Annotated in this window: 17 protein-coding genes and 1 tRNA gene; 16 read left to right on the top strand and 2 right to left on the bottom strand. The window is 62.1% G+C overall.

Going from position 1 to position 25,807, the window contains the following annotated elements; translation table 11 throughout:
- The first annotated feature begins 2 nt into the window (after window positions 1-2).
- The 8 genes from trpC to AYX22_RS09695 all read left to right on the top strand — a co-directional run bounded on the left by trpC (window position 3) and on the right by AYX22_RS09695 (window position 13,890).
- Entirely contained in the window at window positions 3-821 is an 819-nt protein-coding gene (trpC, locus tag AYX22_RS09660) for an indole-3-glycerol phosphate synthase TrpC (RefSeq protein WP_207597213.1), read from the top strand.
- A 114-nt stretch (window positions 822-935) separates the two neighbouring features.
- Window positions 936-2,309: a tryptophan synthase subunit beta gene (gene trpB, locus AYX22_RS09665; protein WP_207597214.1), complete on the top strand. Its 1,374-nt coding sequence runs from the start codon at window positions 936-938 to the stop codon at window positions 2,307-2,309.
- Window positions 2,309-3,121 (top strand): tryptophan synthase subunit alpha, encoded by an 813-nt coding sequence (gene trpA, locus AYX22_RS09670; protein ID WP_207597215.1) that lies wholly within the window; start codon window positions 2,309-2,311, stop codon window positions 3,119-3,121. The genes trpB and trpA overlap by 1 nt, the downstream gene beginning before the upstream one ends.
- A gap of 20 nt (window positions 3,122-3,141) precedes the next feature.
- A complete protein-coding gene (gene lgt, locus AYX22_RS09675; RefSeq protein WP_207597216.1) occupies window positions 3,142-4,296 on the top strand; it encodes a prolipoprotein diacylglyceryl transferase in 1,155 nt (384 codons plus the stop codon).
- A gap of 259 nt (window positions 4,297-4,555) precedes the next feature.
- Entirely contained in the window at window positions 4,556-9,169 is a 4,614-nt protein-coding gene (gltB, locus tag AYX22_RS09680; protein ID WP_207597217.1) for a glutamate synthase large subunit, read from the top strand.
- The gene (locus tag AYX22_RS09685; RefSeq protein ID WP_207597218.1) at window positions 9,162-10,619 is read left to right on the top strand and encodes a glutamate synthase subunit beta; all 1,458 of its coding nucleotides are present in this window, start codon (window positions 9,162-9,164) and stop codon (window positions 10,617-10,619) included. The genes gltB and AYX22_RS09685 overlap by 8 nt, the downstream gene beginning before the upstream one ends.
- Window positions 10,620-10,674: 55 nt before the next feature.
- Entirely contained in the window at window positions 10,675-12,168 is a 1,494-nt protein-coding gene (pyk, locus tag AYX22_RS09690) for a pyruvate kinase (RefSeq protein WP_089594632.1), read from the top strand.
- Between the two features lie 525 nt (window positions 12,169-12,693).
- On the top strand, window positions 12,694-13,890 hold the full coding sequence (locus AYX22_RS09695; RefSeq protein ID WP_207597538.1) for an IS30 family transposase: 1,197 nt from the start codon (window positions 12,694-12,696) through the stop codon (window positions 13,888-13,890).
- Between the two features lie 74 nt (window positions 13,891-13,964).
- Here the strand turns inward: AYX22_RS09695 and AYX22_RS09700 are convergent, their stop codons facing one another.
- A complete protein-coding gene (locus AYX22_RS09700) occupies window positions 13,965-14,570 on the bottom strand; it encodes a response regulator (RefSeq protein WP_026540371.1) in 606 nt (201 codons plus the stop codon).
- Between the two features lie 196 nt (window positions 14,571-14,766).
- Between AYX22_RS09700 and AYX22_RS09705 the strand changes: the two genes are divergently transcribed.
- Window positions 14,767-14,848 (top strand) — tRNA-Leu (locus tag AYX22_RS09705).
- Window positions 14,849-15,565: 717 nt separating this feature from the next.
- On the opposite strand, the gene AYX22_RS09710 is transcribed toward AYX22_RS09705, so the two are convergent.
- Window positions 15,566-16,594, bottom strand: a complete 1,029-nt coding sequence (locus tag AYX22_RS09710) for a LacI family DNA-binding transcriptional regulator (protein WP_207597219.1) — start codon at window positions 16,592-16,594, stop codon at window positions 15,566-15,568.
- Window positions 16,595-16,793: 199 nt separating this feature from the next.
- Between AYX22_RS09710 and AYX22_RS09715 the strand changes: the two genes are divergently transcribed.
- The 7 genes from AYX22_RS09715 (at window position 16,794) to AYX22_RS09745 (ending at window position 25,806) form a co-directional block, all read left to right on the top strand.
- Complete coding sequence (locus AYX22_RS09715) at window positions 16,794-18,110, top strand: extracellular solute-binding protein (protein ID WP_207597220.1); 1,317 nt, start codon at window positions 16,794-16,796, stop codon at window positions 18,108-18,110.
- Window positions 18,111-18,171: 61 nt separating this feature from the next.
- Window positions 18,172-19,101, top strand: a complete 930-nt coding sequence (locus AYX22_RS09720) for a sugar ABC transporter permease (RefSeq protein WP_207597221.1) — start codon at window positions 18,172-18,174, stop codon at window positions 19,099-19,101.
- Window positions 19,098-19,928, top strand: coding sequence for a carbohydrate ABC transporter permease (locus AYX22_RS09725; RefSeq protein WP_207597222.1), 831 nt, complete (start codon window positions 19,098-19,100; stop codon window positions 19,926-19,928). Before AYX22_RS09720 ends, AYX22_RS09725 begins: the two co-directional genes overlap by 4 nt.
- Window positions 19,929-19,976: 48 nt before the next feature.
- Complete coding sequence (locus AYX22_RS09730) at window positions 19,977-22,574, top strand: glycoside hydrolase family 78 protein (protein ID WP_207597223.1); 2,598 nt, start codon at window positions 19,977-19,979, stop codon at window positions 22,572-22,574.
- A gap of 139 nt (window positions 22,575-22,713) precedes the next feature.
- Entirely contained in the window at window positions 22,714-23,478 is a 765-nt protein-coding gene (locus AYX22_RS09735; RefSeq protein ID WP_207597224.1) for an IclR family transcriptional regulator, read from the top strand.
- A gap of 100 nt (window positions 23,479-23,578) precedes the next feature.
- Window positions 23,579-24,550 (top strand): PDR/VanB family oxidoreductase, encoded by a 972-nt coding sequence (locus tag AYX22_RS09740; RefSeq protein WP_207597225.1) that lies wholly within the window; start codon window positions 23,579-23,581, stop codon window positions 24,548-24,550.
- Window positions 24,551-24,579: 29 nt separating this feature from the next.
- A complete protein-coding gene (locus AYX22_RS09745) occupies window positions 24,580-25,806 on the top strand; it encodes a cytochrome P450 (protein WP_207597226.1) in 1,227 nt (408 codons plus the stop codon).
- Window position 25,807: the final 1 nt, after the last annotated feature.

Consider the following 25,807-nt stretch of genomic DNA (forward strand, 5'->3'; position numbering starts at 1 on the left):
TCGTGACCGTTCTTGATGACATCATTGTTGGCGTCAAGGAGGAGATGGAGACGCGCAGCCGTCTCGTTTCCCTTGCGGAGCTGAAGGACCGCGCCGCAGGTGCCGCCCCGGCCCACGATGCATGGGCCGCCCTGGGTGGTCCCTCATCCGTCCGCAACGACCTCAAGGTCATCGCAGAAATCAAGCGTCGCAGCCCGTCCAAGGGCGACCTCGCGCCCATCGCGGATCCCGCTTCCCTTGCGGTTCAGTATGCCGACGGCGGGGCTTCCGTCATCAGCGTCCTGACCGAACAGCGCCGTTTCGGCGGCTCGCTGGCCGACCTCGATGCCGTCCGCGCCGCCGTCGATATTCCCTTGCTGCGCAAGGACTTCACGGTGGACGAGTACCAGATCTGGGAAGCCCGTGCCCACGGCGCCGACCTCATCCTGCTTATTGTCGCGGCAGTGTCGGACTCGGAGTTGGCGGAGTTCAGCGCGCTGAGCCACGAGCTCGGCATGAACGTGCTCGTGGAAACCCACACCGAGGAAGAGATCGAGCGCGCCGTCGCGGCCCAGGCCAAGATCATCGGCGTCAATGTCCGCAACCTCAAGACCCTCGACGTCGACCGCTCGGTTTTCAGTTCCCTGGCTGGATTGATTCCTGCCGAGGCCGTCATCGTCGCCGAGTCGGGTGTGCGGGGCGTGGACGACGTCTCGCATTACGCCGCGGGCGGCGCCAACGCCATCCTGGTGGGGGAGGCGCTTGTCAGCGACTCCACGCCGCGCGAACGCATCACCGAATTCAAGGCAGCTGGAGCTGCCGCCATCGCCGTCAGGAACTGAGGCAGTCACTGAATCACGGCGAACTGTCGCAAGGCAGCCCGGGCTTGAGCCTGCGGCTGCCTTGCGGCACGTGGAACTACCCAATGAACTAACTGGAACAGGACGGTGAGACTGATGGTCAACGCGCCAACAGCCGGCTCAGAAGAGAATGCGGCTGACGCATTCCTGCAAGGTGGCCCTTCGCTGCGCAACGCCTCCGGGCCCTATTTCGGCAACTACGGCGGACGCTGGATGCCCGAGTCCCTCATCGCCGCCCTCGACGAAGTCCAGGACACCTTCGAGAAAGCCAAAGCTGACCCCGAGTTCATCGCTCAGCTCAAGGACCTCAACAAAAACTACTCCGGCCGGCCTTCCCTCCTCACCGAAGCCAAACGCTTCTCCGAGCACGCCGGCGGAGCACGCATCTTCCTCAAGCGCGAAGACCTGAACCACACCGGGTCCCACAAGATCAACAACGTCCTGGGCCAGGCCCTCCTCGCCAAGCGCATGGGCAAGACACGGGTGATCGCGGAAACCGGCGCCGGACAGCACGGCGTGGCCAGTGCCACGGCGGCAGCTTTGCTTGGCCTGGAATGTGTGGTCTACATGGGTGCCGAGGATTGCCGGCGCCAGGCCCTGAACGTTGCCCGCATGCAGCTGCTCGGTGCCACCGTGGTACCCGTGACCAACGGCTCCCAGACACTCAAGGACGCCATCAACGACGCCCTGCGCGACTGGGTCTCGAACGTCGAACACACCCACTACCTTCTGGGTACCGCGGCCGGGGCACATCCATTCCCTGCCATGGTCCGCTATTTCCATGAAGTCATTGGCGAGGAAGCCCGCAGCCAGATCCTGGAGCAAACAGGCAAGCTCCCCGATGCCATTGCCGCATGTATCGGTGGTGGGTCCAACGCGATCGGCCTGTTCCACGCTTTCCTTGACGACGCATCCGTCAAGATCTATGGCTTTGAAGCAGGCGGAGAAGGTGTCGAGACCGGTCGCCACGCGGCTGCGATCTCCCTGGGCCGTCCCGGTGTCCTGCACGGCGCCCGTTCCTACCTCATGCAGGACGAAGACGGCCAGACCATCGAGTCCCACTCCATCTCTGCGGGTCTGGACTACCCCAGCGTGGGTCCGGAGCACTCATACCTGGCCGACATTGGGCGCGTCACGTATGAGGCGGTCACGGATACCGAAGCGATGGATGCCTTCAGCCTCCTGTGCCGGACCGAGGGCATCATTCCCGCCATCGAGTCCTCGCACGCCTTGGCCGGCGCCATCAAGATCGGCCATCGGTTGACCGAAGGCAAGGAGAACCCTTCCGACGTCACGGTGATCGTGAACCTGTCCGGTCGTGGAGACAAGGACGTGGAGACAGCCGCGGCCTGGTTCAACATGTTGGATGAAGAAGGCCACGTCAAGGGCACTACGTTATCTACCCGTAAGCCCAAGGGCCCCACCGAGCGCACGTCCGATGCCGGGGATGTCAACGAGGACCAGAACTGATGACTGAAGAATTCGCCAGCAAATCCGCTGCCGCCATCGATCGTGCCAAGGCAGAAGGCCGTGCCGCCCTGGTGGGCTACCTCCCCGCGGGGTACCCCACCGTCCAGGAAAGCATCGAGGCGGGCATCGCCTTGGCCCGCAATGGCGCTGACCTCATCGAGATCGGCATCCCGTACTCCGATCCTGTGATGGACGGCCCGGTCATCCAGGCTGCAACCACCGAGGCGATCGCCAACGGATTCCGTGTCAGCAACGTTTTCGACGTTGTTGCCGGCATCACCGCCGCTACGGATGCGGCCGTGCTGGTCATGACCTACTGGAACCCGGTCATGCGCATGGGTGTCGATGAATTCTCCCGGCGCCTGGCCGAAGCCGGGGGAGCCGGGCTCATCACCCCCGACTTGGTCCCTGACGAGGCTCATGAGTGGTTCGAGGCCTCGGATAAGTATGGCTTGGACCGGGTGTTCCTCGTGGCACCTTCGTCCACCCCGGAGCGACTTGATATGACCGTCAAGGCAAGTCGTGGATTCGTCTACGCTGTCTCAATCATGGGCGTCACCGGAACGCGCACCTCTGTCAGCAGCAGTGCTGAAGACGTGGTGGCCCGTGCCCACGCTGCCGGAGCCGGGCGCGTGTGCGTCGGTTTGGGCGTGTCCAACCCGGACCATGTCCGTGAAATTGCCGGCTATGCTGACGGCGTGATCGTTGGAACCGCCTTGGTGGCGGCTCTCCGCGATGGCGGCGTGGACGCTGTCGGGCAACTCACCAAGAACCTCAGCGCCGGCTTGGGCCGCGCAGCTGCAGAAGCCTAGAAAAGGAAACCGCGAAGCGAATGCAGACCGTCCTCCACGCAGCGGCAATGGTCCCCATGAGTATCCCGAGCCCATCGTGGTCCGGTTTCGACATTCCGCTACCGTGGGGGACGCTGCGTATCCACGCTTACGCCCTCTGCATCCTGGCGGGCATCATCGTTGGCCTGTGGCTGACGTCGGCCCGATGGAAGCGCCGTGGCGCTCCTGAAGGCAGCCTGTGGGACATTGCCATCTGGGCAATTCCTTTCGGCATCATCGGCGGCCGGCTCTACCATGTGTTCTCCTCGCCTGACGCTTACTTCGGTCCGGGCTTTGACGGTACCGGGGACCTGTCCCTGATTCCGCAGATTCAGCGAGGCGGACTCGGCATTTGGGGTGCCGTCATCCTGGGTGCCGTGGGCGCGTGGATTGGTTGCCGCCGGGCAGGCGTCAAACTGACGGCTTTCCTGGACGCAGCTGCGCCGGGACTTCTGCTGGCCCAGGCGATCGGCCGTTTGGGGAACTGGTTCAACCAGGAACTCTTCGGTGCGCCGACCACCTTGCCTTGGGGACTGGAGATTGATCCAGCCAACGCGAACTTCCCGCCGGATATGGCGGCAGGCACGCTGTTTCACCCCACGTTCCTCTACGAGATGCTGTGGAACCTGCTGGGCGTGGCCATCCTTCTGCTGCTGGACAAGAAGTTCAACTTCCGGTGGGGACGGCTCTTCTGGCTCTACGCGGTGTACTACACCCTGGGCCGGGTGTGGATCGAGGCGTTGCGCATCGATGATGCTGAACAGATCAATCTGTTTGGCATTACCACCAGGCTCAATGTGTGGACCAGCATCTTTGTCTTCATTGCTGCGCTGGCCATCTTCTTCATCCTCGGCCGCCGGGGACGGCCTGTGCCCGACACTCCTTACTTGGCGGGGCGCGAGCCGGAAGAGAAGGCCGGAAAAGAGGCCATTCCGGTGACGAGCGTCACCAGTCATGATGTGGACGCATCTGTCTCAGATACTGGTTCGCGTGGTAATCTCCCTGATAACCAAAGCGATTCGGGCCACGTTGACGAGCCGCAGAAAACAGCAGGGAAGCCGGAAAAGGACAGCACGTCCGCCCCGGAATCCACATCTGCTGCAACTGCCGCAAGGAAGGCCCCCGGATCCACGCCGAAGGCTGACGACACCAAGTAGTCACGTTCGGTCAAGGGGCAACAGAGTCACCGCTCGTAGGGCCCAGTCCACAGCGTCGTGGCACCCCGGAAACCGGACCGCAGCATACCGATGTTTACTGGTCAAGCCGGGGCCAGAGGTCTGCGTAACTGTTCGTTGCGCTGGATCGGCTGGCCTACAATTCCAATTACTAGCGCTTTGTTGTGCCCGTCACAGGGCAGGCAAGGTGGGGCCAACGTTGTCCCTTCCATACGCACGATCTCGAGGAAGGACGTCTCCCATGACCCATCTTCATAACCCCGGTTGGTCCGAAAATATCGAACCTCAGGGTGCCATGTCTCCATTCAAGCGCTTTGCCGCGCTCCCGGAGGCCCAGGGTCTTTACAACCCTGATACGGAGAAGGACGCCTGCGGCCTGGCTATTATTGCCACGCTCCGCGGGGAACCGGGATACGACATCGTGGAAGCGGCTCTGACCGCCCTCCGCAATCTCGAACACCGCGGCGCCGTGGGCGCCGACGAAGGTACCGGCGACGGTGCGGGCCTGCTTATGCAGGTACCGGACGAGTTCTTCCGGGCCGTCACCGAATTCGAACTGCCCGCCCCTGGCCAGTACGTGGTGGGCACAGCTTTCCTTCCCGCCGAGTCCCGCGAAGCAGAAACCGCGAAGGCCGGCATTGAAGCGCTTGCAGCCGACGAAGGCCTGACGGTCCTCGGCTGGCGTGAAGTTCCAGTGGTCGCCGATCTGGTCGGCGCCATGGCACGGGCCTGTATGCCGTACTTCTCGCAGCCGTTCTTTGCCTCTGCCACCGGTGAGCAGCTTGAGCACAATGAGCTGGACTCCCGCGCTTGGCGCATCCGCAAGCGTGCCCAGAACAAGTTCGGCGTGTACTTCCCGTCGCTGTCCTCGCGCACCGTCGTTTACAAGGGCATGCTGACCACAGCCCAGTTGGAGCCGTTCTACCCGGACCTTTCGGATAAGCGCTTCAAGACGAAGCTCGCCATTGTCCACTCGCGCTTCTCTACCAACACGTTCCCGTCATGGCCTTTGGCGCAGCCTTTCCGCACCATCGCGCACAACGGTGAAATCAACACGGTCAAGGGCAACCGCAACTGGATGCGTGCGCGTCAGTCGCAGCTGGCGAGCCCGCTGCTGGGTTCCGTTCCCGAAGAGCTGTACCCGATCTGCACCCCCGGTGCCTCGGACTCCGCTTCCTTCGACGAGGTTGCCGAGCTCCTGTGGCTGTCCGGCCGCCCCATCACGCACTCCATCATGATGATGATCCCGGAAGCGTGGGAGAACCACGCCACCATGGATCCCGCCCGCCGTGCTTTCTATGAGTACCACTCACTGCTCATGGAGCCGTGGGACGGTCCGGCCGCGGTTTCCTTTACCGACGGCAACCTCGTTGGTGCAACCCTGGACCGCAACGGCCTGCGCCCGGGACGCTACTGGATCACCGAAGACGGCCTCATCATCTTTGCCTCCGAAGTTGGGGTGATCGAGGTAGAGCCTTCCAACGTGGTCAAGAAGGGCCGCGTCGCCCCCGGCAAGATGTTCCTGGTGGACACCGAAGCCGGACGCATCATTGACGACGCCGAGGTCAAGGCCGAGGTTGCTGCTGCCAATCCGTGGGCTGAATGGCTCAAGGACAACCTGATCGACATCAACGAGCTCCCTGAGCGCGAGCACGTGGTCCACACCGCGGCGTCGGTCAACATCCGCCAGCGCACGTTCGGGTACACCACCGAAGAGCTCAAGATCCTGCTCGGCCCGATGGCCCGCACGGGTGCCGAGCCCCTGGGTGCCATGGGTTCGGATACTCCTGTCGCCGTGCTTTCCAAGCGCCCACGCCTGCTGTTCGACTACTTTGTGCAGTCCTTCGCCCAGGTCACCAACCCGCCACTGGACGCCATCCGCGAGGAACTGGTCACTTCACTGAAGTGTGCCATCGGCCCCAACGGCAACCTCCTGGACGGCAAGCAGGTCCGCCAGCCGCAGATCTCCCTGCCGTTCCCGGTCATCAACAACGACCAGCTCGCCAAGATCGCGAACATCGAGACGCCCGACGGCGACCGCATCGCCATGAAGGTCCGCGGCCTTTACCGCCCGGAGGGTGGGGAAGCGGCACTTCGTGCACGCCTGACCGAAATCTGCGAACAGGTTTCCGGCGCGATCAACCGCGGTGTGCAGTACGTGGTGCTGTCCGACCGTGACTCAAACGCACAGTGGGCGCCGATTCCCTCGCTCCTGCTGGTCAGCGCCGTTCACCACCACCTGCTCCGCAGCGCCAACCGCACCAAGACCGCGCTGGTGGTTGAGGCCGGCGATGTCCGCGAGACGCACCACGTCGCCGTGCTCATTGGCTACGGCGCGTCCGCAGTCAACCCATACCTGGCCATGGAATCGGTGGAACAGCTGATCTCCAATGGTGACGTCACGGGCGTCACCGCTGAAGACGGCGTCTACAACCTGATCAAGGGTCTCGGCAAGGGTGTCCTGAAGATCATGTCCAAGATGGGTATTTCCACCGTGGCTTCCTACACGGGCGCCCAGACCTTTGAAGCGCTGGGCCTGTCCCAGGAGCTCGTGGACGAATTCTTCTCCGGCACGCATTCCCAGCTGGGGGGCGTCGGCTTGGACGTCATCGCTGCCGAAGTTTCGGCGCGCCACCAGATGGCCTACCCCGAAGGTGGCATCGAGCACCCGCACCAGCCGCTTCTTGGCGGTGGCGAGTACCAGTGGCGCCGCGACGGTGAACCGCACCTCTTCAACCCTGAGACTGTGTTCCGCCTGCAGCACGCTACCCGCGAACGCCGGTACGACATTTTCAAGGCCTACTCCAAGGGCATCGACGACCAGTCCGAGAACCTGATGACCCTGCGTGGGCTCCTGAAGTTCAAGGACGGTGTACGCCCTGCGGTTCCGCTCGAGGAAGTGGAACCGGTCTCCAGCATCGTCAAGCGGTTCTCTACCGGTGCCATGAGCTACGGCTCCATTTCCAAGGAAGCGCACGAGACCCTGGCCATTGCCATGAACCGTTTGGGCGCCAAATCCAATACGGGTGAAGGTGGCGAGGACGTTGACCGCCTGCTGGATCCGGAGCGCCGCTCTGCCATCAAGCAGATCGCTTCCGGCCGCTTCGGCGTCACCAGCCTGTACTTGACCAACGCCGACGACATCCAGATCAAGATGGCCCAGGGTGCCAAGCCCGGCGAAGGTGGCCAGCTGATGGCCCAGAAGGTCTACCCCTGGGTAGCCCGGACGCGTCACTCGACTCCCGGCGTTGGACTCATTTCCCCGCCCCCGCACCACGACATCTACTCGATCGAAGATCTCGCACAGCTCATCTACGATGCCAAGCGCGCCAACCCTTCGGCCCGTGTCCACGTGAAGCTGGTTTCGGAAGTCGGGATCGGCACGGTGGCGTCCGGCGTCACCAAGGCGAAGGCCGACGTCGTACTTGTTTCAGGTCACGACGGCGGTACCGGCGCCTCGCCGCTGAACTCGCTCAAGCACGCGGGCGTGCCGTGGGAACTCGGCCTGGCCGAGACCCAGCAGACCCTCATGCTCAACGGTCTCCGCGACCGCGTGGTGGTTCAGGTGGATGGCCAGCTCAAGACCGGCCGCGACGTTGTTATTGCTGCCCTGCTGGGTGGCGAGGAATACGGTTTCGCGACTGCTCCGCTGGTGGTTTCAGGCTGCATCATGATGCGCGTCTGCCACCTGGACACCTGTCCCGTTGGTGTTGCCACACAGAACCCCGAGCTCCGCTCCCGCTTCAACGGCAAGCCCGAGTTCGTGGTCAACTTCTTCGAGTTCCTCGCAGAAGAAGTCCGCGAAATCCTTGCAGAGCTCGGTTTCCGCAGCCTGGAAGAAGCCATCGGTCACGCCGAGGTGCTGGACACCCGCGAAGCGATCAACCACTGGAAGGCCGAAGGGCTGGACCTCGATCCCATCCTGCACGGGCTGGAGTTCGACGACGACGTGCCGCTGCGCAACATGACCGGCCAGAACCACGAGCTGGACAAGCACTTTGACCAGCGGCTCATCACCATGGCCCAGGAAGCACTCAGCGACCGCATGCCCGTCAAGATCACCCTCGACGTCATTAACACAGACCGGTCCGTGGGTACGATGCTGGGCCACGTGGTGACCAAGACCTTCGGCATCGATGTCCTGGCGACCGACACCATCGACGTCACGCTCAACGGCACCGCAGGCCAGTCGCTCGGAGCGTTCCTGCCCGCGGGCATTACGCTGCGGATGTTCGGCGATTCCAACGACTACGTCGGCAAGGGTCTCTCCGGCGGCCGCATCATCGTCCGCCCGGACCGCACCAACGTGTTCCAGGCAGAGCGCAATGTCATTGCAGGCAACGTCATCGGCTACGGTGCCACCAGCGGCGAGATGTTCCTGCGTGGCCAGGTTGGCGAACGCTTCCTGGTCCGAAACTCCGGTGCGACCGCCGTCGTCGAAGGTATTGGCGATCACGGGTGCGAGTACATGACCGGTGGCCAGACCTTGATCATCGGGCGCACCGGCCGTAACTTCGGTGCCGGCATGTCCGGTGGTACCGCCTATGTGCTGGACCTGCAGCCCGAGCGTGTCAACAAGATGGCCCTCGACACCGGCGAACTCCAGCTCCTGGAGCTCGATGCCGAGGACCGCGACATCGTTCACGGCCTCCTCACCAAGCACCTTGAGGAAACCGAATCCGTCCTGGCCGGCCGTCTGCTCGAAAACTTCGACGACACCGCCGCCCGCATCACCAAAGTACTGCCCCGCGACTACGCAGCAGTCCTGCAAACCCGTCTCGACGCCATTGAAGAGGGTTTGGACCCCGATGGCGAAGAAGTATGGTCTCGAATCCTGGAGGTAACCGGTGGCTGATCCACGCGGATTTCTGAAAGTCCGGCAGCGCGAAACGCAGCCACGCCGTCCTGTTCCCGTCCGCATCATGGACTGGAAAGAGGTGTACGAAGCACAGGAAAAGGGTGTCCTGAAGAGCCAGGCCGGCCGCTGCATGGACTGTGGCGTTCCGTTTTGCCACCAGGGTTGCCCGCTGGGCAACCTGATTCCTGAGTGGAACGACCTCGTGTGGCGGGATAAGGGTGAAGAAGCGATTGAGCGACTTCATGCCACGAATAACTTCCCGGAATTCACGGGCCGTCTGTGCCCTGCACCCTGCGAAGCGTCCTGCGTGCTGGGTATCAACCAGCCTGCAGTGACCATCAAGCAGGTCGAGGTTTCGATCATCGACCAGGCCTTCGACAACGACTGGGTCCAGCCGCTGCCGCCGACGCGCCTCACTGGCAAAACAGTGGCCGTGGTGGGATCCGGACCGGCAGGCCTGGCCGTGGCACAGCAGCTGACCCGTGTTGGCCACACCGTGGCCGTCTACGAACGCGACGACAAGATTGGCGGACTGCTCCGCTACGGCATCCCCGACTTCAAAATGGAGAAGGAACAGGTTGACCGCCGCCTGGAGCAGATGAAGGCCGAAGGCACCCGCTTCCGGACCGGAGTCGCCGTTGGTACAGACGTGACCTGGGAGCAGCTGCGTCGCCGTTACGATGCCGTCGTAGTCGCCACCGGTGCTACCGTGCCGCGTGACCTGCCCATCCCGGGCCGCGACCTTGAGGGCGTCCACTTCGCCATGGATTACCTGGTTCCTTCGAACCGTATGGTGGCAGGGGAGAACCCCGAAAACCACATTGATGCCCGCGGCAAGCACGTTGTCATCCTCGGTGGTGGCGATACCGGTGCTGACTGCATCGGCACCGCCCACCGCCATCAGGCCGCTTCGGTGACCACGCTCGCGATCGGCAAGCAGCCGCCGTCGGAACGTGCAGGACACCAGCCGTGGCCGACGTTCCCCACCCTCTTCGAGGTCGCAAGCGCCCACGAAGAAGGCGGCGAGCGTACCTACCTTGCGTCCACCGTTGAGTTCGTTGGAGAAAACGGCAAACTCACCGGCGTCAAAGTTGCTGAAACCGAGTTCGTGGACGGCAAACGCCTGCCCAAGGCCGGTACAGAACGGATCATCCCAGCTGACCTTGTCTTCCTGAGCCTTGGCTTTACCGGCGCTGAGCCGGCAGGAATCACGGAGCAGGTCAGCGCAGAGTTCGACGGTCGGGGCAACGTTGCCCGCGACGGCTACTACATGACGAACACCGAGGGCGTGTTTGTTGCCGGCGATGCCGGACGTGGCCAGTCACTGATTGTGTGGGCCATTGCGGAAGGCCGTGCATGTGCGGCCGCAGTGGACAAGTTCCTGATGGGAAGCACCATTCTCCCGGCACCGGTCGCCCCCACCGACCGGGCAATAGCGGTCTTATAGCGCCGGCAGGAACGTTTCTTTTACTCAATCAGCATGAACTACTTAGGGTAGGTATATGAGACGCGCGAAAATTGTGGCAACTTTCGGCCCGGCTATCTCCAGCTTCGACAACACCCTCGCGGTGCTGGAGGCCGGCGTCGACGTTGCTCGCATGAACATGAGCCACGGCGACTACTCCGTGCATGACATCACCTACGAAAACGTCCGCAAGGCTGCGGCGCAGCTGGGCAAGCCTGTTGCGATCATGGCTGACCTCCAGGGACCCAAGATCCGTCTTGGCCGTTTTGTTGACGGACCCCACGAGCTGGCCGTCGGCGACACCTTCACCATCACCACCGAAGACGTACCCGGCACCAAGGACATCTGCTCCACCACGCTCAAGAGCCTCACTGAAGACGTCAACGTGGGCGATGCCCTGCTGATCGACGACGGCAAGGTGGCCATGCGTGCCATCGAGGTTGACGACGTCAAAGTAGTCGCCACCGTTACTGTTGGCGGCAAGGTTTCCAACAACAAGGGCATCAACCTGCCCGGTGTTGCCGTCAACGTCCCCGCCTTGAGCGAAAAGGACGAGGACGACCTCCGTTGGGCCCTCAAGCGCGGCGCCGACCTCATCGCCCTCTCGTTCGTGCGTGATGCCTCAGACATCAAGCGCGTCCACGAGATCATGGACGAAGAAGGCCGCCGTGTTCCGGTGATCGCCAAGATCGAAAAGCCGCAGGCAGTGGAGCAGCTCCACGAAATCATCGACGCCTTCGACGCCATCATGGTTGCCCGTGGCGATCTCGGTGTCGAGCTGCCGCTCGAAGAGGTGCCGATCGTCCAGAAGCGTGCCATTGAACTGGCGCGTCGCTGGGCCAAGCCGGTCATCGTGGCTACCCAGGTACTGGAATCCATGATCGACAACCCGCGTCCGACGCGTGCCGAGGCTTCAGACTGCGCCAACGCAGTTCTCGACGGCGCCGATGCAGTCATGCTCTCCGGCGAAACCTCTGTGGGCCAGTACCCCATCGAAACCGTCAAGGTCATGGCCCGGATCATCGAGTCCACCGAAGTTCACGGCCTCGAGCGCGTCCCCCCGCTGGGTACCAAGCCCAAGACCCGCGGTGGCGCCATCACCCGTGCCGCCGTCGAAATCGCCGACCAGTTGGACGCAAAGTACATCTGTACTTTCACCCAGTCCGGTGACTCGGCACGCCGCCTTTCGCGCCTCCGCCCGGTCAAGCCGGTCTTCGCGTTCACGCCGGTGGAGCACGTCTGGAACCAGCTTGCCCTCACCTGGGGCATCCAGCCGGTACTGGTTCCCTCCGTGGGCCACACCGACGAGATGACCGCACAAGTGGACAAGAGCCTGCTGGAAATGGATCTTGTGGACGAAGGCGACCTGGTTGTCATCGCCGCCGGTTCCCCTCCAGGACAGGCCGGTTCCACGAACTCACTGAAGGTCCACAAGGTGGGTGACCTCGCCGATACCTCCAAGGTTGACGACGGTTCACGCAAGGAACCTGTTGGCCCGTGGCCTGAAAAGAAGTCCAAGACCAAGAGCTAGTTCTTCGGTTGTTGAATGCGGGCCCCGCCTTATGGCGGGGCCCGCATTTTTGTTTGTTGGTGGTGAGTACGACGGCGGCCGCCCACCTCGCAGGGCCGGTTCTAGCGGTCGTTGCAACACCCAGAATTTTTGGGAGTTGCAACGACCGTGTCGTCTTTAAAGAAGGTACCGGTAAACCGGCGGATGTACGCGCCTGAGCTAAGGACTCAGTTCTTTCAAGCCCTTGATCGTCTTGGCAGCGTCACTGCCGCAGCTTCGGAACTTGGACTGAATCGGGTGACTTGTTACCAGTGGTGCCGGAAGGCTGGCGTCCGGAACGAGAAGGTCGTCAGGACGCAGTACGCGCCAGAGCAGAAGGAAGAGTTCTTCACGGTCCTCCGGCGCGTGGAGAGCGTGACTCTGGCCGCTGCCGAACTTGGTTTGAACGTCAATACCTGCCACCGCTGGGCCTCGGAAGCGGGAATTGCCAGCAAAGCCCCAGGATCCGACCGGCGGGAGAAATTCCTTCGGCTGCGGAAGGTCGGAATGAGCCGAAGCGAAGCCATCACCGCCGTAGGTGTCAATCCTAAGACCGCCCGGGAGTGGGAACGCGGGATCAGGAAGTCTGGTGGGCGACGCATTTATCCGGATGGCCGGGTGGTCGATTACAAACGTGGTGTGACCACTAAGACCTCTTCCACCGGCACACCAGGAGTGGTGCCGGTGGAAGTATCAGCGTTAGAGAAACCTATTGACCCGCGATACCTCAATGTTCAGGAACGGGAATTGATCCGGGATCTGCAGGCAGCTGGCTCCTCGGTGAGGGCGATCGCCCGCACCATCGGCAGATCGCCTTCAACAGTCAGCCGGGAGCTGGCACGAAATACCGACCCCCTCCTGGGCTACTTGCCCCACGGAGCGCATCGCAAGGCAGCTACCCGGCGGAGGCGGCCCAAGTCCGCCAAACTGGCCATCGAGTCGGGCCTGCGCAACTACGTGAAAGACAAGTTGCTCCTAGGCTGGTCTCCAGAGCAGATCAGCCACACCCTGGTCGAAGAATTCCCCGACAGACCGGAGATGCGCGTGAGCACCGAGACCATTTATCAGGCCCTCTACCTCCAGGCACGGGGCGGACTCAAACGCGAGGTCCAGGCAGCGCTACGCACCGGCCGGACCCGCCGGAAACCCCACCGCACGGACGAGCAGCGCACCCCCAGATTCGTCGACCCGATGATCATGATTTCCGAACGACCACCCGAGATCGAGGACCGCGCGGTGCCCGGCCATTGGGAGGGCGACCTCATCACCGGGGCCCTGAACCAGTCCGCGATCGCGACCTTAGTCGAGCGCACCACCCGATACGTGATGCTCGTCCACCTCCCGGGCGACCACACCGCCGAAACTGTCCGCGACGGCCTCATCAAAACAATGGCGACATTGCCGGCACACCTGCGAGGCTCCCTGACCTGGGACCAAGGCGCCGAAATGGCAGCCCACAAATCCTTCACCCTCGCCACCGACATGCAGGTCTATTTTTGCGACCCCGCCAGCCCCTGGCAACGCGGCTCAAACGAAAACACCAACGGCCTGCTACGCCAATACTTCCCCAAAGGCACCGACCTATCCGCCTACGGACCCGAAGACCTCGAACACGTCGCCCAGGAACTCAACGGCCGCCCACGCAAAACGCTCGGCTGGAAAACCCCAGCCGAGCGCCTACGTGATTTACTACTAACCACCTAACCAACAGGTGTTGCAACGACTCCTAGAAACCGCCCAGGAGGTAAGCGGCCGCCGTCGTTGTTGTGGTTCTTGCGTCAGTTGACCTGGTTGATGATGGTTTCGGCAACCTCACGCATGCTGAGGCGACGGTCCATGGAGGTCTTCTGGATCCAGCGGAAGGCTTCCGGCTCCGTCAGGCCCATCTTGGTGGTCAGGAGGCTCTTGGCGCGCTCTACAAGCTTGCGCGTGGCGAACTGTTCCTGGAGGTCGGAAACCTCGTTCTCGAGCGCCTTGATTTCCTCGTGGCGGGAGAGAGCGATCTCAATGGCCGGAATCAGGTCCGCGGGGGAGAACGGCTTGACGACGTAAGCCATGGCACCGGCGTCGCGTGCCCGCTCCACCAGTTCCTTCTGGCTGAAAGCAGTCAGAAGGACAACAGGCGCGATGCGTGCCTTGACGATTTTCTCAGCCGCCGAAATGCCGTCCATCACGGGCATCTTCACGTCCATGAGGACAAGGTCAGGCTTCAGTTCCTCGGCCAGCTGCACAGCTTTCTCGCCGTTGTCTGCCTCGCCGACGACGTCGTACCCCTCGCCCTTCAAAATCTCGATAATGTCCAGGCGGATGAGGGTCTCATCCTCGGCTACGACAACGCGTCGGGCCGGCTGGGCTGTGGGTGTGGACTCCGTCTGTTCGGTCACGGGATCTCCTTGAAAAGGTTCGGCGGGTTCATGTCCATCTTAGTGTGGACTCTTTGATGGCAGGTTTTTGTTGCATCAGCGCGCCCGGTTCTTTGAATCAGCCTATCTGCATGTATAGTAATTTCGCGTGCTGGGAAAGGATCGCGTTGCTCACAGACGTGAGCAGTCAGCGAGATTTAACTTCCCGGTAATCCGCGCCCGAGTGGCGGAATTGGCAGACGCGCTGCACTCAAAATGCAGTATCGAAAGGTGTGTGGGTTCGAGTCCCACCTCGGGCACGGCAAACCCCCTCGTCAGAGGGGGTTTTTGCTTTAATGTGTGTACAAAGCTTGACGCGAGTCTCTGATGTGTGGCGCCGGCGTGTGCCTGGCGGCCGGTTGACCTGTGCAGTTGTGGGGGAGCGGGTTCAGGGTTGTGGCTGGTTTGCCCTCCGCCTGCTCTGTATTGGGGTTATGTATTTCTTTCTTGGTTCGTCCGGTAGGTCGTGGTTGGCCTACACCTCTTCACGGATAGGGGAACCGAGCGCATCATGACTTCGAGATCCTTCGACGAAGACTCTGCGTTCAGCGCTCTCCTGGAGGGAGGCTAGGCTGGGGAAGCCTTTGTCAGGCCAAGGAGGGTGTGTGCATTGTCCAAGCTCAATTCTGTTTTTTGACGGATCAGAGCGAGCTTCGGATTTTTGCCTACATAACTTCAGTGGTGAGCGTGTGTTCTCCATATCATGATCGGTTTTGAGGAGGCGTCGCCGCGGGCAAACCAGTGAGAACTGGACCATGAGGACAGCCCTTTTCCAGCCGAGTTCATGCCAGTAGTAAATGATTTGTGCCACTCGCATCTCGGGGCTATGCAGCTTTTCCCATGGTGAGTCCACTCGGCACATTGGCCGATGCCACGAATTTGAACGCTGGTCGCATGCCAACTCGCGAAGCGAAAGTTTCAAGCGGCCGGCGGTAAAACTGGCGTTGTGCTACAGCGTTTATCCGCGCCCAGGCGTCCTAGCGACGTGGCGGGGCTGAGGTCTTTCGCACGATGAGCCGCGGTGAGACCAGGACGTGCTCGGATTCGGTCCGGCCCTCGATCCTTGAGAGGAGCAGCTCCGCAGCTTGTCTGCCCATCTGGACGCCAGACTGGTCGACGGTGCTCAAACCGATAGGGGGGAGGCCCGTAGCGGGGATGTTGTCATAGCCTACGATCGACATGTCGTCCGGTATGTGGATCCCGGCTTCGAACAACGCAGTGTAGGCGCCAAGCGCGGCAACGTCGGCGCCGCCGTGCAGGGCAGATGGACGTTGGGCCAGAGGCCTGGCGGCGAGTGACCGGCCGGCTTCCAAGCCGCTCTCAGTTCCCCATCGCCCCGGGACGTGATCAATCCACTGTGAAAGCCCGTGCTTCTCCATGGCGAGGTCGTAGCCGCGGCGGCGGACTGTTTGTGGCATGCCTGGTTCGCTGTCGGGTTGCGTGTTGGCGAGCATCGAGATCCGCTCATGCCCCAGTGAAACAAGGTGGTCCACGATGAGCGCGCTGCCGGCGATGTCGTCGCTGGCGACGGTATCGAAGTACTTCGCTGGTCCGTGGCGGCCCAGGACAACCACGGGGATGGTTTGGCCAAGCTTTTCCAGCTCGTCGTTCGGTCCAAATGGTGCGATCAGGACCAGGCCGTCCATGCGTCTGTCGACCATTGCCTCGATGAGTTTCTGCTGTGCGTCGAGGCCTTGTCGTGCCTGCCCGATGAGCACCTGGTACCCAAGTTCTTCTGCGACATCGCGGATGCCCTCGGCAAGGACTGAGAAGAAGGTGTTGGAAAGGTCCACCAGGAACACACCCAAGGTGTAGCTGTTACCGCGCATTCCGCGGGCCAGGGCAAGGGGGCGGTAGTTGAGGAGGGTCATTGATTCCTCGACTTTGGTCCGCATGGCGGGGCTGACCCCATAGGCATTGCGGAGGACCTTGGAGACCGCGGCGCGTGAAACGCCCGCGTGCTCAGCAACGTCGCTGATGGTTGCGCGCTTCAATTGCTCCGTCATCTGCATCCCTTCTTGAGTGCCTTCTCCGTAATTGTAGATTGATCTACGAAAAAGTCTTGGCAGGAGCTGTGACATGACTTACAGTAGTAAAACGTAGACCGATCTACACAAAATCCACACAGGGCTCACAGCGTCATTAAGAGCCCTGTTTGAAACGTTCCACAGACTACGGAGTCCGTGGCTTTACGAGGAGGTAAAGATGGCCGCATCGAGCAAGCAGCGCTGGGCCGCTCTGGCTGGGGGAGTGACAGTCCTGGCGCTGGCTTTGACCGGTTGCAGTGGCGGTAGTTCCACTGCCAATGGAGACGAAAAGACCATCACATGGCTGGTGGACAACGCGGAAAACACCGTTGCCGCAGCGGAAAAGGTCGCCGAAGAATTCACCGCAGCCAATCCGGGGATCAAGGTTGAGGTGGAAACCCGTCCGCAGGGCGGCGATGGTGACAACATCGTCAAGACCCGGCTCTCGACCGGTGACATGGCGGACGTCTTCAACTACAACACCGGCTCGCTTCTGCAGCAGATCAATCCAGAGCAGAACCTGCAGCCCATTACCAGCGAGCCGTACCTGTCCAATATCACGGAGTCCTTCAAGCCTGTGGTGACGTCCGGCAGTGAAGTGTACGGGGTGCCGTTCAGTACCGGCATGGCCGGAGCGGTGCTCTATAACAAGAAGGTCTACGAAAAGCTCGGCTTGTCCGTCCCCAAGACCTGGGACGAATTCATGGACAACAGCCGCAAGATCAAGGACGCGGGCATCGCGCCGATCATCCAGTCCTACCAGACAACGTGGACCTCGCAGCTCTTTGTCCTTGGCGATTTCGCCAATGTGGTGACCGCGGACCCCAACTTCCCGGCAGACTACACCGCCAACAAGGCCAAATTCGCCACGAACGCCGCCGCAGTCAAGGGCTTCGAACACCTCGAGGAAGCCGGCAAGGCCGGTCTGTTTAACGAGGACTTCGCCTCCACCACCTATCAGCAGGCACAAGACATGCTGGTCAACGGTGAAGGCGCTCAGTACCCGATTTTGAGCTTCGCCTTGAACAACATCAAAGTGACCTACCCGGACAAGCTGAACGACCTTGGGCTGTTCCCGCTTCCTGGTGACGACGCGTCAAAGAACAAGCTGACCGTCTGGATGCCCGGCGGAACGTACATTCCCAAATCGTCCAAAAACATGGAGGAAGCCAAGAAGCTCCAGGCCTTCATCGCCAGCAAGGCCGGATGCGACGCGCAGACGGCGGCAGCGGGGGCGGCCGGGCCGTACCTTGTGAAGGATTGCGAGCTGCCCTCGGACGTCCCCGACGCGGTGAAGGACATGCTCCCGTACTTCGAAGATGAGGCCAAGAACAGCCCCGCGCTGGAATTCCTGTCCCCGGTCAAGGGTCCCGCCCTAGAACAGATCACCGTCGAGGTCGGTTCGGGTATCCGCACCGCCAAGGACGGCGCCGCCCTCTACGACGAGGACGTCAAAAAGCAGGCCAAGCAGCTGAACCTGCCCGGCTGGAACTAACCTCCGAAAACTACAAGCCGTCCGGGCTTTCCCGGCCCGGACGGCCCTTGGAGAGATTCTCATGACACTCAACACCGCACCGACGGCGACGGCGGTACGTCAAGCACCGCAGGCCGCCCACCCCAAGCGCCGCAAAGGCAAGTCAGCCTATCCGTACTGGTTTTACCTCCCCGCCGCGGTCATTTACACCGCACTATTCCTGGTCCCGACGGTTGTCTCGTTCTTCTTCAGCCTGACGCGCTGGAACCTCAACGAATTCACCTTCATTGGCCTGGACAACTTTGTTCAGTTCTTCCAGGAACCCGCGCTGATCAAGGGCCTGACCAACACCTTCATCTATGGGATAGTCACCTCCGTCCTGAAGGTCGTCCTGGGGATGCTTCTGGCAGTCCTGCTGACCTCCCAGATCATCGCCCGCGGCTACCTCCGCTCGGTAATGTTCTTCCCCGTGCTGCTAAGCAGCATCGGCGTCGGCATTGTCTTCACCGCCTTGATGGATCCCCGCAACGGCATGATCAACGAGGGCCTCGCAGCCATCGGTATCCAAGGGCCCGCGTGGCTCACCGACCCGGCGTGGGCGCTGCTTTCCGTAGCTTTGGTGGATGTCTGGAAGGGCGTTGGCCTGGCCACGGTCATTTACATCGCGGGCATCGTCTCCATCCCGCAGGAGTACTTTGAAGCGGCCAAGATGGACGGGGCAAGCTCCTTCAAGAGCTTCTTCAACATCACCTTGCCACTCGCCCGCCCGGCTACCGCAACGGTCATCATCCTGTCACTCATTGGCGGACTCCGGTCCTTCGACCTGATCTGGGCCATGACCAAGGGTGGCCCGGGATTTACCTCGGACGTCATCGCGTCCGTCATCTATAAGCAGTACCAAGCCGGCTTCTACGGCCTGTCCACGGCCGGGAACGTGGTCCTGTTCCTCATTGTCACGGCCATCATCCTGCCCCTGTCCATGTTCCTGAACCGCAAGGAGGTTGAACAGTGACCACTGCCCTCAAGCGCTATGGACTCGGTGTCCTGGCCATCGCCGTCAGCATTGTTGTTTTCATTATTCCGTTGCTCTTCATGGTCCTCACCGCCGTGAAAGACCGCAAGGAAGCGGCCAAGCTGGACTTCGCCTGGCCCACCAACATCCAGTTCGTGGAGAACTTCACCGCTGTCCTCTCGGCCAGGAAATTCATGCTGGTCACTGCGTTCATCAACAGCACCATACTGACGGTTGTCAGTGTGACCATCCTGGTGATCCTCGCGGCCATGGTGGCCTGGGTCCTTCAGCGACGTAAGTCCCGCTGGAATGGCGTTGCCAACTTCCTGATCCTGTCCGGCCTGATCATCCCCCCAGCGATCGTCCCCACTATCTGGGTGTTGCAGGGCATGGGACTCTTCAAAACACTCCCGGGGCTGATCCTCATCGAAGTGGCTTTCGGCCTATCCTTCTGTGTCATGTTGTTCCGGGCGTTCATTGCCTCGATTCCCAAGGAACTCGATGAGGCCGCAGTCATTGATGGTTGCGGGCCCGTGAGGTTGTTCTTCCGGGTGATCTTCCCGCTCCTGCGCTCCGTCATTGTGACCGTGATCGTGGTCCAGTCGGTACATATTTTCAACGACTTCCAGAACCCCCTCTACTTCCTCCCCGGAGACGCCAACGCCACGGTGCAGCTCACACTGTTCAACTTCCAGAGCCAGTTCACCACCAACTACAACCTGCTCTTCATGAACATCCTGCTCATCACCGTGCCGCCGTTCATCATGTACCTCTTCTTCAACCGCCAGATTGTCGCGGGCATGACAGCCGGCGCCGTCAAGGGCTGACCCAGCCGCTATCCGGCGCCAATCACACACATCAAGGAGACTTCCGCTATGCCTGCCATCGTGCACCCGGCAACGTTCGAGCACCTGCCCCCAACTCCCGGAAGCGGCACCCTGGGCATCGGCCTTCCAACCCCCCGCATTTCCTGGAAAACCAGCGCCGAACCCGGATGGGTCCAAGAGGCGTACCAAGTTTCGGTGACCACCGCTGAAGCGCAATGGACCAGCGAACGGACCGGATCGACGGAATCGGTACTCGTACCGTGGGAGGCAGCACCGCTGATTTCCTCCCAACGCGCCGAGGTCAGCGTCCGCGTTTGGGGGGCGGGCGAGCAGGAGCCCAGCGGCTGGAGCCAGCCATCCTCCGTCGAAACCGGCCTGCTTGAGCCCGGCGACTGGACCGCCGCTGCCATCACTCCAGCATGGGAAGAAGACCCGGAAGCCGAACGGCGGCCGCCACTGCTGCGTCGCGGCTTCACCCTTAACCGTCCGGTGGCATCTGCCCGCCTGTACGTCACGGCCCATGGGCTCTATGAGGTGGAGATCAATGGCGTGCGAGTAGGCGACGACGCTTTGTCGCCGGGTTGGACCGTCTACGGCCAGAGGCTCCGCTACTACACCTACGACGTCACCGAGCATGTGGCTAACGGCGACAACGCCATCGGCGCGTTCCTCGCGGATGGCTGGTATCGCGGCCGGATTGGCTTCAAGGGAGGGCACACCAACCTCTATGGCGACAAAGTGGCGCTTTTGGCTCAGCTCCACATCACGCACGACGACGGCTCGGTCACCGTGGTGGGCACGGACGAAACCTGGAAGGCTTCGTTCGGACCAATCCTCCTTTCCAGCTTGTACAAGGGCGAAAGCTACGATGCCCGCGAACTGCCAACCGGCTGGAGCAGCCCCGCGTTCGATGACTCCGGCTGGGAGCCGGTGACCGGCGTCGAACGCGACCCACGAACACTGGTGGCACCGGAAGGTCCGCCGGTCCGCTGCACTGACGAGATCCGTCCGGTGAGGGTGTGGACGTCACCGGCGGGCAAGACGTTGCTGGACTTTGGCCAGAACCTCGTGGGGCGCCTCCGAATTACCGTCTGCGGAGACGCCGGCTCCACTGTGACGCTCCGACATGCGGAAGTACTGCAGGACGGCGAGCTGTACACGCGCCCACTGCGCGGAGCCGACTCCACGGACCACTACACCCTGGCCGGGGCCGGCGAAGAAACCTGGGAGCCGAGGTTCACCATCCACGGCTTCCGCTACGCCGAGATCAGCGGTTGGACCGGCGGGGACATCGCCGACAACGTTGTGGCGCGGGTCTACCACACAGATATGCAACGCACCGGCTGGTTCGAGTCCTCCAACGCCGACCTCAACCGCTTGCATGAGAACGTCCTATGGAGCATGAAAGGCAACTTCGTGGACATCCCCACGGACTGCCCCCAGCGCGACGAACGCCTCGGCTGGACAGGAGACATCCAAGTGTTCGCCCCCACAGCCAGCTTCCTGTACGACTGCTCAGGCATGCTGTCCTCGTGGCTCAAGGACGTGGCCGCCGAGCAGCTCCCGGACGGCACCGTGCCCTGGTACGTACCCGTCATTCCCGGCGGAAACTACTGGACCCCCATTCGACCGGGCGCGGTCTGGGGCGACGTAGCGGTGCTGACCCCTTGGACCCTCCATGAGCGTTTCAACGATCCAGGCATCGTGGCCGCGCAGTATGAAAGCGCAAAGGGGTGGGTGGACCTTCTGGACCAGCTGGCCGGTGAGGGTCGCCTATGGAACGGCAGCTTCCAACTGGGCGACTGGCTTGACCCCACAGCCCCGCCTGAAGATCCCACCAAGGCCATGACCGACAAGCACCTGGTGGCAACGGCCTACTTTGCCTGGTCTGCGCGGCACCTGGCGAAGTCGGCCGCAGTCCTGGGCAAGTCCGACGACGAATTGCGCTACCTGACATTGTCCCGCGAAGTTGCCGCGGCGTTTGCCTGCGAATACATCCACCCGGATGGCATCATGAGCAGCGACGCCCAGACGGCCTATGCACTGGCGCTGGTGTTCGATCTCTTCCCGGATGCCGACTCCAAAGCACGTGCGGGCTCCCGCCTGGCTGAGCTGGTGCGAGCGAACGGAAACCGTATCGGCACAGGATTTGCCGGCACACCCGTGGTCTCTGACGCGCTTACGCTGTCGGGTGAAATCGATGCCGCTTACGATCTGCTGCTGGAAAAAGAATGCCCCTCCTGGCTCTACGCCGTAGGGCAGGGCGGAACCACCATCTGGGAGCGCTGGGATTCCATGCTCCCGGACGGCTCCATCAACCCCGGCGAAATGACGTCCTTCAACCACTACGCCTTAGGCGCCGTCGCGGACTGGATGCACCGAGTAGTCGCCGGACTTGCACCCCTGGAACCCGGTTATCGCAAAATCCTCGTCAAGCCGCAGCCAGGCGGTGGCCTCAGCTGGGCCTCAGCCCGCCATGAGACGCCGTACGGTACCGCTTCGGTGCAGTGGCGGATCGACGACGGGGACCTCACCGCCGTCGTCGATATCCCAACCGGGACCACCGCGCGAATCGAGCTGCCCGGGCAGGACCCGGTTGACGTGGGGCCCGGACGCCACGAGCTCGCGGCGCAGCTGGTTTCCTAGCGATTGATGCAAAGTGCCGGGCAGGGGACTTCCCTTGCCCGGCACCAAGTCACAAGCGTTCCGGGGCCGGCACTGCTGAGGAAGGTCCGATGACAGGACTCCGCTCGACACGAACCTGCAAATCACGGAGGGTAGGGCCATGCCCCGCACTCAAGGTGGAGAGTCTGTCCTCTCCCGCGCCGTCCGGATCATTGAAGCCTTCGGGCCCGGTGATACCGCGTTGACCGTCACAGAGATTTCCCGCCGTTCGGGGCTGCACATCGCCACTGCCTCGCGGCTTGTAGAGGAACTCAGTGGGTTTGGGTGGCTCCAGCGCGACGAGGACCGGAAGGTTCGGATCGGCGTCCGGATGTGGGAGCTGGCTTCCCGTGCTTCACCGACGCTGAGCCTCAGAGAAGCGGCGATGCCGGTCATGGAAGATCTGCACTCGATCGTCGGCCAGCACATCCAGCTGGGCGTCATGGAGGGCGATGAAGTGCTTTTCGTTGAACGGCTGACGGCTCCCGGGGCTGTCATCAATTACACCCGCGTTGCGGGTCGCTTGCCCTTGCACGCTTCGTCGTCGGGCCTTCTTCTGTTGGCTTATGCTCCGGCGGCCCAACAGGAGCGGATCATAGCCAGGCCTCTTGAGGTGTTCACCGACCAGACGATCAGCACTCCGCAGCAGCTCAGGTCTGCCCTTGCCGAGGTGCGTCGGCAGGGGTTCGCTTTTTTGGCGGGGCACCTCCACCCGGCCGCTGCCGGTGCGGCCGTTCCGGTCAGGGATCCCTTGGGCAAGGTGGTGGCTGCGTTGGCTGTGATTGTGCCGAATGATGCCATTGCGAGGTCCCGCATCGCCGTTCTGCAGGCCGCGTCGGCAGCTGTGACCCGCTCGATGGAGTATCCCGCACCGCCTCCGAGGTGACGCAGCTCTCAAAAGCGATCTCAATCATTGAGAATTCCGTAGAGGCGACGGACGACTGAAAGCGAGTCTTTACGGAGAACAACGCGAGCAAAGGAGCCGAATGTTCACCGAAGAGAATTTCCAATCATATGCCTCTGAGACCAAGTTGGTAGTGACCGCGAAGACGCATCTCGCGGATGGAGTTGTGTCCCTGAACCTGGCTCACCCGGCAGGGCGCAGATTGCCCGACTGGACGCCGGGATCGCACATTGACGTAGTACTGCCGTCCGGCATTAATCGTCAGTACTCCCTTTGCGGAGACCGATGGGATGCTCACAACTACCGCATTGCCGTCCTCCATGAGAGGGACGGTCGCGGCGGATCCGAGTTCATCCATCACGGGCTCACCGAGGGCACGACCCTCGCTGTTGGCGGGCCCCGTAACAATTTCCGCCTCGTACCATCCGAAAAGTACCTATTCATCGCCGGAGGCATCGGGATCACACCCATGCTGCCCATGATCCAGTCCGCCCACATGATGGGAGCGGACTGGAAGCTGCTGTACTTTGGACGGTCACGGCGCACTATGGCATTCCTGGACGAGCTCGCAGCCTATGGTGATCGCGTCATGATCGTGCCCAAGGACCAAGCAGGACCCCGCAGCGCATCGGACCTCATCGGACCAGCTTCAGTCGACACGAAGGTGTACGTCTGCGGTCCGCAGAGGCTCCTTGCCGCCGTTGAACGCCACTGCGCTGACTGGCAGCCCGGCCTCCTGCGCCTTGAACACTTCGCCGCGAAGTCGCACGGCGCCCCCATCAGAGACGCTTCTTTCGACGTCGAACTGGCCCGCGCAGGGCTCACCGTCACCGTTCAACCGGAGGTAAGCGTCCTCGAAGCGATCCAGAGAGCCGGCGTGCGGATGTTGACCTCGTGCAGGGAAGGCACGTGCGGAACCTGTGAAGTGACAGTCCTTGGCGGCCAACCAGACCACCGCGACTCCATTCTTAGCGACGCGGATCGGGCAGCGGGAAACTGCATGTTTCCTTGCGTCTCACGCTCCTGCGGGGACCGCCTCGTTCTTGACGTTTAGCCCCGGCACATCTCAGGAAGGACCCACCCATGACAACCATTATCAGCGACCCCAAAACCCCTTGCACTGACGTCGATCCGTTCAGCCGAGATGTCCTGGAAGATCCACTCCCGTTCCAGTCCGAACTCCGGGCTGCAGGCCCCGTCGTTTACCTCAACAAGTACGACGTCTACGCCATGGGCCGGTACGGGGAAGTACAGGCCGCGCTGACCGACTGGCAAACATTCCAGTCCGCCGCAGGTGTTGGCCTCAGCAACTTCCGGAAGGAAATGCCATGGCGACCACCGAGCCTTCTCCTCGAAGCCGACCCTCCCCACCATGACGCGCCACGTGCTCTGCTGACCAAGATTCTCGGACCCCGGGAGATCCGCAAACTGGCGGAATCCTGGACAGCCGACGCGGAAGAACTGGTGGACCAAGTCCTATCCCGTGGCCCGGAGTTCGACGCCGTCGCGGACCTGGCCGCGGCTTTCCCGCTTCGTGTCTTTCCAGATGCTGTGGGCATACCCCAAGCCGGCCGGGAGAACCTGCTCCCGTACGGGGACCACGCATTCAATGCCTTTGGCCCGCCCAACGAGCTCGTGGCAAAGGGTGCGGCGCGGGTGCCGGAACTGTCCGCCTCGATCGCCTCTCAATGTGCTCGGGAGGTGCTGACCACGGACGGATTCGGTGCCCAAATCTGGGCCGCCGCGGATCGGGGAGACATCACCGAGGCGCAGGCTCCGCTGATTGTCCGGTCACTGCTCACTGCCGGCGTGGACACCACGGTCAACGGCCTGGCCGCTGTACTTTACGCATTTGCGACCAACCCCGGCCAATGGGCCCGTCTTCGCGACAACCCCGCACTTTCACGTACCGCCTTTGACGAAGCCGTCCGCTTCGAGTCACCCGTCCAGACCTTCTTCCGGACTACCACACGGGACATCGAGGTGGGCGGGACGCTGATCCCCGAGGGCAGGAAGATTCTCATGTTCCTGGGATCAGCCAACCGGGATCCCCGGCGCTGGGACAATCCGGACACCTTCGACCTGAACCGGGATCCCTCCGGGCATGTGGGGTTCGGTTTCGGGATCCACCAGTGCGTCGGCCAACACATTGCCCGGCTCGAAGCGTCCACCCTTCTCGAAGTGCTCGCCCGAAGGATTGAATCCATCGAAATCTGTGGCCCCACACGCCGGCACCACAACAACACGCTGCGGGCATGGCAATCCTTGCCCGTGCGCGTCAAGACAAGTTCCACCTTTACAAGGAAGTAAA

It is taken from the genome of Arthrobacter sp. D5-1 (genome assembly GCF_017357425.1).
Taxonomy (GTDB): domain Bacteria; phylum Actinomycetota; class Actinomycetes; order Actinomycetales; family Micrococcaceae; genus Arthrobacter.